General features: G+C 54.2%; 3 protein-coding genes. All 3 read left to right on the top strand.

What is annotated here, in order from left to right; genetic code table 11:
* A partial coding sequence (locus BLT03_RS24655) for a hypothetical protein (RefSeq protein ID WP_175537864.1) occupies window positions 1-210 on the top strand: 210 nt, incomplete at its 5' end.
* Between the two features lie 37 nt (window positions 211-247).
* The gene (locus BLT03_RS24355) at window positions 248-1,129 is read left to right on the top strand and encodes a hypothetical protein (protein ID WP_139160553.1); all 882 of its coding nucleotides are present in this window, start codon (window positions 248-250) and stop codon (window positions 1,127-1,129) included.
* A partial coding sequence (locus tag BLT03_RS23610) for a hypothetical protein (RefSeq protein WP_217640203.1) occupies window positions 1,129-1,411 on the top strand: 283 nt, incomplete at its 3' end. The genes BLT03_RS24355 and BLT03_RS23610, both read left to right, overlap by 1 nt.

The following is a 1,411-nucleotide window of genomic DNA, read 5'->3' as shown; positions in this document are numbered from 1 at the left end:
ACCGCGTTCAATCTGCTCAACGCGGGCGCGGCGCAGCGCGTGGTCACCTTCAACGGCGCGGGCGTGGGGCAAATGAAGGACGGCACCCTGGCCGGGGCCTTGGAGAGCAATACGGAAAGCAGCACCTGCCAGCGCAAGCGAGCCAAGGCGGGAAACCATCGTTTTGCTATCAAAAGAGAAGCAATCAAGGCAATGAGTACTAGGGCGTAAGAGCGATTCGACTCAAGAAATCAAGGAAGGAAGAACCATGACCAAAAACAAACAAAACCCCCTAATTCCAAGCAGCCCGCTGCGTACCGCCCTGCTGTGCCTGCTGCTGGCCCTGGGCGGCTGCGCCAGCAACTACGCGCCCGCCGCCGCGCCCGGCAGCGCCGCCGCGAACCAGTCCATGAAGGAGCGCCAGCGCATCGCGGGCGAGATGTTCCGCGAGCGGTGCAAGAAATCGGGCGCGTTCATTCACCGGACGGTGGAGGACGTGGAGGGAATTTTTGTGATGAAGCTGCGACCTGATGGGCTTAATTATGGGGATCAATATAAGTTGGATGATCCATACGGGAGTGATTCTGCGGGGAAAGGATACATACACAACTTTCTTCGGGGTAGTTTTGAAGCTACTCATAAATATCCTGATAGTTTTACTCCCCCTTTGGGGTATTTGTATGTCGAAGCCATCGACCCGGCGGACGGCGTGAGATACCGATATACCGGCTCCGTTAAAGCTGTAAGAAAAATGAAAATCGATGCACCGAATGTCCAATTGGAATTGAAGCGCGACCCAAATTTCGATCTAAATATCTATGATTACGTTCTAGATCGCGTTGCCGCCAAAGGCTTAGTCCCTCGGTACGGCGTGACCTATGACGATATTTCCACCAAGGAAGAACGCGATTATTGGATCGCCGGCAGTTCCCTCAAAGTTGTCGACCTCCAAACCAATGAGGTGATTGCCGAACGTATCGGCTATATGGTGGATTGGGCGCAGGGCATCCGTCTGGGAGGGCGTTCTCCCTGGTTACTGGCTGCTAATAATGCCTGTCCAGAGTTTGCTCCTCGTCACGGATCAAGCGCACAGCCACGGCAAGCCTCCAATTTTGTGCAAAAAGTACTTAAGCCTTCGGAAAAGAAATAATGACTGCACCAACCATTGCTGAATACCTTTCCTACGCCAATTTGCAAATCGCTGCCGAATCGTTCATCCGTGATGAGCAGAATCCAGCGGTTTTCAGAAATCAAGGCCAAGCATTTTTGGATGCCCTGACCCGTGGAAACGACCACTCCAGCCGCTTCGTCACCACCCAGGCCGACAAATTCGCCACCGAATGGGAAGTGCTGGACCAGAAGGCCAACACCAAGACCGGCTTCAGCGGCACGCTGTTTCGCAACCGAGACACGCGAGAAACCGTCCTGTCCT

Origin of the sequence: Paracidovorax valerianellae, assembly GCF_900102625.1 — a bacterium.
GTDB classification, from domain to species: Bacteria; Pseudomonadota; Gammaproteobacteria; order Burkholderiales; family Burkholderiaceae_C; genus Paracidovorax; species Paracidovorax valerianellae.
Note: the sequence above shows the minus strand (reverse complement) of the source record. Positions and strands in the feature narration are given on the sequence as shown.